The 7,070-nt window shown below is 67.2% G+C and carries 10 protein-coding genes; 2 read left to right on the forward strand and 8 right to left on the reverse strand.

Going from position 1 to position 7,070, the window contains the following annotated elements:
- Nucleotides 1–43: 43 nt before the first annotated feature.
- From RKE29_RS06700 to RKE29_RS06720, 5 genes are all read right to left on the reverse strand, one after another.
- Entirely contained in the window at nt 44–298 is a 255-nt protein-coding gene (locus RKE29_RS06700) for a hypothetical protein (protein WP_312004120.1), read from the reverse strand.
- Nucleotides 298–1,347 (reverse strand): major capsid protein, encoded by a 1,050-nt coding sequence (locus RKE29_RS06705; RefSeq protein ID WP_312004121.1) that lies wholly within the window; start codon nt 1,345–1,347, stop codon nt 298–300. The genes RKE29_RS06700 and RKE29_RS06705 overlap by 1 nt, the downstream gene beginning before the upstream one ends.
- Before the next feature lie 16 nt (nt 1,348–1,363).
- On the reverse strand, nt 1,364–1,780 hold the full coding sequence (locus RKE29_RS06710; protein WP_312004122.1) for a head decoration protein: 417 nt from the start codon (nt 1,778–1,780) through the stop codon (nt 1,364–1,366).
- A gap of 144 nt (nt 1,781–1,924) precedes the next feature.
- Nucleotides 1,925–2,332, reverse strand: coding sequence for a hypothetical protein (locus RKE29_RS06715; RefSeq protein WP_312004123.1), 408 nt, complete (start codon nt 2,330–2,332; stop codon nt 1,925–1,927).
- Nucleotides 2,274–2,615, reverse strand: coding sequence for a hypothetical protein (locus RKE29_RS06720; RefSeq protein WP_312004124.1), 342 nt, complete (start codon nt 2,613–2,615; stop codon nt 2,274–2,276). Before RKE29_RS06720 ends, RKE29_RS06715 begins: the two co-directional genes overlap by 59 nt.
- Before the next feature lie 217 nt (nt 2,616–2,832).
- Here RKE29_RS06720 and RKE29_RS06725 point away from each other — a divergent pair, with 217 nt between their 5' ends.
- On the forward strand, nt 2,833–3,615 hold the full coding sequence (locus RKE29_RS06725) for a hypothetical protein (protein ID WP_312004125.1): 783 nt from the start codon (nt 2,833–2,835) through the stop codon (nt 3,613–3,615).
- Entirely contained in the window at nt 3,590–4,249 is a 660-nt protein-coding gene (locus tag RKE29_RS06730; RefSeq protein ID WP_312004126.1) for a hypothetical protein, read from the forward strand. Before RKE29_RS06725 ends, RKE29_RS06730 begins: the two co-directional genes overlap by 26 nt.
- A 191-nt stretch (nt 4,250–4,440) precedes the next feature.
- Here the strand turns inward: RKE29_RS06730 and RKE29_RS06735 are convergent, their stop codons facing one another.
- The 3 genes from RKE29_RS06735 to RKE29_RS06745 all read right to left on the reverse strand — a co-directional run.
- Nucleotides 4,441–6,099, reverse strand: coding sequence for a hypothetical protein (locus RKE29_RS06735; RefSeq protein ID WP_312004127.1), 1,659 nt, complete (start codon nt 6,097–6,099; stop codon nt 4,441–4,443).
- 653 nt (nt 6,100–6,752) lie between these two features.
- On the reverse strand, nt 6,753–6,881 hold the full coding sequence (locus tag RKE29_RS06740) for a hypothetical protein (protein WP_312004128.1): 129 nt from the start codon (nt 6,879–6,881) through the stop codon (nt 6,753–6,755).
- On the reverse strand, nt 6,878–7,070 hold a 193-nt coding region (locus tag RKE29_RS06745; RefSeq protein ID WP_312004129.1), incomplete at its 5' end, for a hypothetical protein. The genes RKE29_RS06740 and RKE29_RS06745, both read right to left, overlap by 4 nt.

Below are 7,070 nucleotides of genomic sequence, written 5' to 3' on the forward strand. Positions count from 1 at the left end.
GCCGGGCACCGCGCGGTTGCCCGGCCGAAGTGGCGGAGCGGGGTCAGGTGGCGGGCGTGCCCGTCGTCTTGCGGGAGCGGCCGGCGGCAGGCTGCCCTGGCGGCTCGGACGGTGGGTCCTGGCCGTCCGGCCGCGGTGCGTCGGGCTCGTCGGGCGGCTGTTCGCCGTTGTCCCACGCCGCAGGGTTGGTGATCAGCGCGGTGAGGGCCGGTTCGGGCGTGTCGCCGGGCTGGAGGATGAGCGGTTCGCGGGTGTCGGGGTGCGTCAGGTGCACCGCGGCCCGCAGGCGGGCGGCCATCACAGCACCTTCGCGCACAGGTGCGCGTCCGGCGTGTGCAACACGGGCATCGCCACCGCCGCGCCCTTGGTGTAGATCTGCGCGGCGTCGTCCTCGACCTTCGCGGTGATGATCACCCCGGGCGCGTCTTCGCGGGTGATCTGGGGGTTGGAGCCGCGCGAGAGCAGCAGGGACTCCGCCGTGGTGCCGTACAGGGTCTGGCCCCACTTGGTGCGGTCCGGGGGGATGTAGATGAACCGGTCCTCCGGCAGCACCCGCACCGCCTGGCCGTCGACGCGGACCTGGGTGCGGTAGAAGCGGACCGGCGGCAGGCCGTAGTTCTCCCGCACGGTGGTCACCTGCGCCGGGTTGAGGGAGGCGGTCGGGGTGGCCGAGGGCGAGACGCTGCCGTAGAACGCGGCCCGGTAGGCGTTGTTGTACGCCAGGTACGACACCGCCTTCCGCGAGGTCAGCACGAACTCGGGAGCCGGGACGCCGAGGTCGTCCAGGTACTGAAGCCACCGCAGCTCATCGGCGATCGGGTCCGCGGTCGCGTCCGACCAGGGCTTGGCGGCCGTGGGCACGTTCGCCTCCGGCACCCCGAAATCCGCCTCGTAGGTCAGCCCGTTCTCTCCCTCCAGGGAGATCCGGCCGGTGATCAGCACCTGGCCGGCGGCCAGCTCCAGGCGGGAGTCGATCGCTTCGACGTGCCGTTCCACGTCGTCGTACAGCAGCTTCACCAGCTCGTCGTCGTCCGCGCCGCGGGAAGTCTCCAGCAGGATCGTCTGCTGCTCGGTCACCAGGAACTTCTGGCCCAGCGCGGGCAGCATGCCCTCCCGGGTGGTCTGCCACGCCTCGCGGTCGGCGAACGGCACGCTCGCGTCGTAGGCGCGGTACTTGGCGACGTTGACATACCGGCCCGAGTTCTTGATGCGCCACTTGACGTCGTAGATGCGCTGCTTGGGGAAGACGTCGCGGGTGAGCTGGAAGTCGGCCGGGCTGGGGATGTGGCGGGCATAGGTGGTCAGGTCCGCGGTGCTGACGCTGCGCAGCAGGTCGTACTCGGTCATCGTGTTGCCTCCCGACTCACAGGAACCGGATCTGCGGACCGGTCGCGGACGGGGCGATCGTGGACGGGTCGAGGCCCCCGGGCACCTTCGCGGCCTTCACCACGCCGTGCCACAGCAGCGCGGCCGGAACCTTCGCCGAGCCGGGGGCGAAGTAGGCGTCGGCATACACCAGGCCGGCGAAGTGCTGGCGGCCGTCGGTGGCGGCCGGATCGTAGGGCCCGTACAGGCCGCTGGCATCGACACGGGCGACCGGTACGCCGGACAGCACCCGCCCGTGCGGCTGGTCGAAACCGCCCTCCACGTAGTGGACGTCCTTGGTGAAACGCGGCAGGTCCAGGGTGATGGACTCGGTGGAATCGGTGCCGTGCAGCGCGGCCAGCCAGGGCCGGTTGGCGGTGTACTCCACGGTGGTCGTGATCGGCTGAACGGTCAACGGCCTCTCTTCTCGGTACGGCGAAACGACGGACGCGTCCGGGCACTCGCCGTACGAGCCAGTGCCGTCCACGAGAAGAAGGGGCGTGGTCCCCGGAGGGCCGGTGGCGCTCCGCTGTTGGACGCGGTCCGGCCCAGGGTGGGGTCAGGTCAGGTAGCCGCGGCGACGGGCCATCTCCAAGCCGCCCGCGCCCAGCGGCGCGGCGGCCTGCCCGCGCCGCGGGGGCCCGCCCGCAGGCGATCCGCCCGGCGCCGGCGGCGACGCCTCGCGCCCGCCGAACAGGGCCGGGCGGCGCTGCTTCAGCTCCTCGGCCGCCGCCGTCACCGCGGCCTCGTCCGCCTCCGGCTGCTCGGCCAGGTCCCGCTCCAGGAGCACAGACACATCCCGCAGGTCCTCACCGCTCGCGCCGATCCCGGCCAGCACCGCGCGGCGCAGCGCCGCCCGCTCCCTCGCCGCGGCCTGCGCCTCCCGCGCCTCAGCCGCGGCGATCTTCTCAGCGGCGGCCTGTTCCCGCCGCTCTACCTCCGACAGCCGCGGCCTGCTCGGCCGCACGCCGCTCGGCGACGTACGCCGTCAACGCCTCGGCGGTCTCGAAACCGAGCTCGCCCAGCAACTTCCGAACAGCCGCACGGCCACCCTGCGACTTCTCCCGCGCCAGCAGCCTGGCCAGATCCTCCTGCGACACGCCGGCCTGCGGCGCCGGGTCCTCGTCGGTTGGCCGGACGGTGGGGTCGTCGGGCGAGGCGCCGAGCACCGGGTAGATCGGCCGCCCATCGCGACGGAACCCGACCGGCGTGAACGGCAAGGGGAGCGAGCGGCGCGTCACGTGAACCATCCCGTGGTCTCCAGCGCCCCAGCGCCGACAGACAGTCCAGCTGCGCTGGAGTCCCGAGCTCAGCGGCGTCGCTCCACATGCCGCGCCGTCTTCATGCTTTGCCCAGAGGACCCCAGCCCGCACCGATACAGTTCGTCTCTCACCTGTGACGCTGAGCGACAGGGGCCCGTTGTCAGTGGTACCGGCTAGCGTTACTGGAGACGAGAGAGGGCGACGGATGGCTGCGCGGAACCCGTACCGATTGGTCACAAATCTGAAGTACTGGCTGCTGTCAAGCGTAGCTTTTTTAGCCGGACTAGGGCTTCTTTACGCATCCGGCACTGGTTGGTTCAAAGATCATGAATCACTTGGGACGCTTGCCAACCAGCTTGGTGGCCTATTGATTGTTTCGGTTGCCCTGGCGACCCTTTGGGATCTGGTCGGCCGACGCTCGTTCTTCTATGAGATGCTCTCAGCCCTCAGACTTAAGCACGATATCCATGTGTCGGGACTAGAGTCGGTTGACATGGATTATAACAAGGTAATTAACTGGGATGAACATCTCAGCTCCGCCAGGCATCTCGACATCTTCGCCGCTTGGGCGACCACTTGGCGCAACAACTACCAGACCAGGCTACAGCAGCTCGCCTCTAGAAACGATGCAAAAATCAGGGTCTGCCTACCCGACCCAAGCCACAGCGAGTGCGTCAAGATGCTGGCCACTCGCTTCAACATGGGGCAGGATGACGTCCGCAGCAGGCTCAATGAGACAATCGAATATTACAAAAGACTTGACACGAATATCCAATCAGGTCGAATCGAAATTTATGTAAGCGCAGCGGTGAGGGTCTTCTCGGCCTATCGAATCGACAATCGATTTGTCGTTACCCTCTACCACCACAAGGGCAGCCGCAGCGGCTCCGTTCCGGCGCTTACATGCCGCGAAGGCGGTACCTATTTTGAGTTCTTCAAGGATGACCTGGAGGGAGTTCTTAGTGCGAGCACAAGAATCTACCCGTGAAGCGCGCAGCCCAGGGCAGGTGGAAATTTTCTCACGAGACCTGCCCCCCGAAGTTTACGGCATGCTAGCTGCGAGCGGAAGAGTGGCCTGGGACATTGAGACCAACGGCCTGGAGCCACAGGATGCACAGATTGGCACCTGCCAGCTTCACTCCCCAGGAGTCGGTGCGTTCATCATCACGGGCCTAGCGGGCGAGGAACCTCCCATGCTGACGCGTTTGCTGTCGAATGAGCGGGTGCAAAAGGTCTTCCATCACGCCCCTTTTGACCTCTCTTTCATGGCACACGCCTGGAAGGCTGAGCCACGCAATGTCGCGTGCACCAAAATTGCCGCCAAGCTCCTCGCGCCGTCGGCGCCCGCCGAGGAGCATTCCTTGAAATACCTCATGCAGCATCACTTCAATGTAAGGCTTAACAAAAGGCTCCGCTTCACGGACTGGATGTCCGATACGCTAAGCCCGCACCAAATCGAATATGCCGTAGGTGACGTTATGAAATTGCTCGACCTCTACGATCTCCTAAAATCGGCAATGGATGCCGAAGGACTTATTGACCTGTACGAAAAATGCCTCCATTTTCTTCCAACTCATGTCACTCTCCGTCTCCACGGGTGCCCTGATCCCTTTAAGTACTAGACCGCGCCCTTGTTTGTCGAGTCCTCGACAGGCATGTGCTGCGCGCGATCTGTCGACAGCGATATGTTGGGGATCTCCGAGTTCACCCGTGGCAACCCCAGGAACTGACGTACAGCGCCGTTGTCGCCGGTGGCGTCCGCAAGCCGGGCGGCGGCGTCAAAGGCGCGCTTCTGAATGCGCTCGGTTTCCTCCTACGCATCCTCGATCGGGTATCCGGCGCCGGCCAGCATCCGTACCCCGGTCTCCAACGCCAGCACCCCCGCCGTGACGCCCTTGACCACCTCGTCCAGCACCGCCGCGCGGTCGGTCGGGGTGTGCGGGCCCCACACCAGGCGGGCAGGCAGTGTCTCGCCCGCGGGCCACGCCTGCCCGGCCTGGTGCAGGCGGCACACCATCCGCAGCAGCAGCACGTACTTGTGCGCGCGAGCCAGCCGCATCGAAGCGATCAAAGAGTCCAACGGACCGAGCGCGAGTTGCAGGGCATAGCCGGAAGGCACCGCCCCAGGATCGAGTGTGCCCAGACCAGCCGAGGTCAGCCGCGAGTTCACGGCGATACGGTCGAGGAGTTGGTCGGTGCGTGAGCGCAGTTCGGCGAGCTGTCGGGAGGTGTCCAGGGCTTCGAGGTGTCCGCCCTCGTTGAGCTGCCACACCTCTCCGGCGCGAACCTTCACCGGCTTGGGCTGCCCCGTCGTGCGGTCCACGGGCAGCCGGGCACCGGATAGACCGATGATCGGCGTTCCCGTGGTCGCCGAGGCTGCCGAGGCGTCCGAGTCGGTCGCCGACAGCTCGTCCAGTGCCTGCATCACCTTCGCGACTACCGGCTGCCCCCAGTGCTCGCCCGCGTCCGGGATGGTGTTGGTCAGGTGGATCACCGGGATGAAGTCCACCATCAGATCCAGCCGATGCAGGACCCCGCCGTCCGACCGCACCCGGTATCTCGCCTTGCCCTCCGGCAGGTGGTACACGTCGTGGCCGCCCTTGAGGTCGTCCAGCAGCCACTCCGCGTCGGTGAAGTAGCAGGTGATCCCCGACGGCGCGCCCAGCGCCCACGGGTAAACGCGGGTGATGCGACCGGTACCGGCATCGAACAGGTCTCCGCTGACGAACGCCAGCGCGCCGTCCGCCCCAAGTACGGGCTCGCGCACCGGCCGGCCGTCCCTGGCCGTAACCGTCCGGGTGGCCGCGCCGATCCAGCCAAGCTCATAGGTGATGCGCCGTGCCCGCGCCTTCACCCCGCGCGCCCGATCCTCCGGCAGCTCCCAGGCGAAGTGCACCCGGGTGGGGAACTCCGCCGCGTCCTGCTCGTCCTCGGGCCACTCCGGGAAGTAGAAGCCCGGGTCCACCGTACGCAGCAGCACCCGGCCCTTCGCCGGCTCCCACGCCAGCGTGTACACCCCGTCCCCGCAGCGCACCGCGCAGCGTTCGGCCTGCTGCACGCGCAACGGGAAGTTCTCCTTCTCCGCCCACCCGCGCGACCGTTCCTGCAACTCGGCCGCGGCCAACGCGTCCACCGAGGGTCCCTCTTCGGAGGCGTGCTCGGCGCCGTCGACCGTGATGGTCTGCTCCGACCCGAGCAGGTAGCCCAGCGCGGTGTCGATGACCTTCGCCGCGTCCCCCAGCTCCCGCCGCTCCTCGGCTCCCTCAGCCCCGGCTGCGGCGGCGAGCTGCCCGGCCTGCCCGTTGTCGTAGGCAGCCAGCAGCTTGTACGCCGCCAGGCGACGGAAGTCCGCGTCTGGCACCCAGGAGGCCGTGACGTCGGCGAACGCCTTGCCGCCCGGACGGCTCCGGTTGGCCATGACCGGCTTGTAGTTCAACCACCAGGCGTCGATGATCAGGGAGCGCAGGTCCACGGTGCCCCTCCAGGCAGTTGGCCCCGCGCCGCGGGACCAGGCTACGCGACCTGCAACGATTGACGGTCTGTAAGCACCAAGCGCAATTTAGTGCAACACCGTGAGCACACAAGAGCCCAAGGGCGTATCCTCAGCACCAGCGCGGGTCGGGTGCTGACTGCTGCCTCGCTCCCCGGACATTCCACCGCTACCTCTGGTGGTGTTCGGAGAGGGAGGTGACAGTGTATGGGCAAGCATCGACGGCCAGACCGTGGAGGCCGAGCTACCGGCCGCTTAAAGGTGGGTCTACTGCTGATCCAGATAGCCATCTGGATCAGTGACCACTTTGGCGACCGGTAGCCCGATCCGCGTTAAGGCGGCGCCGACCGTTCTGCTTGGCGGCTGGGCGGTCGGTGCTGCCCCTACCCAGTCCTGTGCCAATCGCACTCCCGGGCTATCGAAGCGGAAACTACTCCGCTCAGTCGAGCATACATGCATGCGATGCATAGTTGCAGGCTTGCTGAGAGTACGAAATCGGTTCTCAACATCCCTAGTCACCGCCGTCCCCGCACATAGTCGCTGGTCAAAGGACGAACCAGCCGGAGCGTTGAGGTCACGGTCCACGCCGACGCCGTCTCGGTTCCAGCCCGCGCGACTCGATCACCGATGCCCCCTCAGCCGTTCGTCGTCCCCTGCGCCCACGTGCCCCTGGTGCTCCGGAACAGGTCCCACAGCGCCCACACCAGCGTGTCCAGCAGGTCCGGGGAGTCCTCCGTCTCGCCCATGCCGACGAACGTGGTCATCTGTTCCTCCAGCGTCGCGAACGTACGCGCCGGGCCGACGTGGTGCACCCGGGCTGCTCGTACAGCTGCGCCACCGGGGCGGCCCGCGCCCGCTTGCCGCGGGTGACGTGCAGGATCCGCCACGCCACCCGGGAGTCCGCGGACTCCAGGACGGCGGGCAGGTAGTACTCCAGCTGTAGATCGTGATCT

Source organism: Streptomyces sp. B1866 (assembly GCF_031932565.1).
GTDB lineage: Bacteria > Actinomycetota > Actinomycetes > Streptomycetales > Streptomycetaceae > Streptomyces.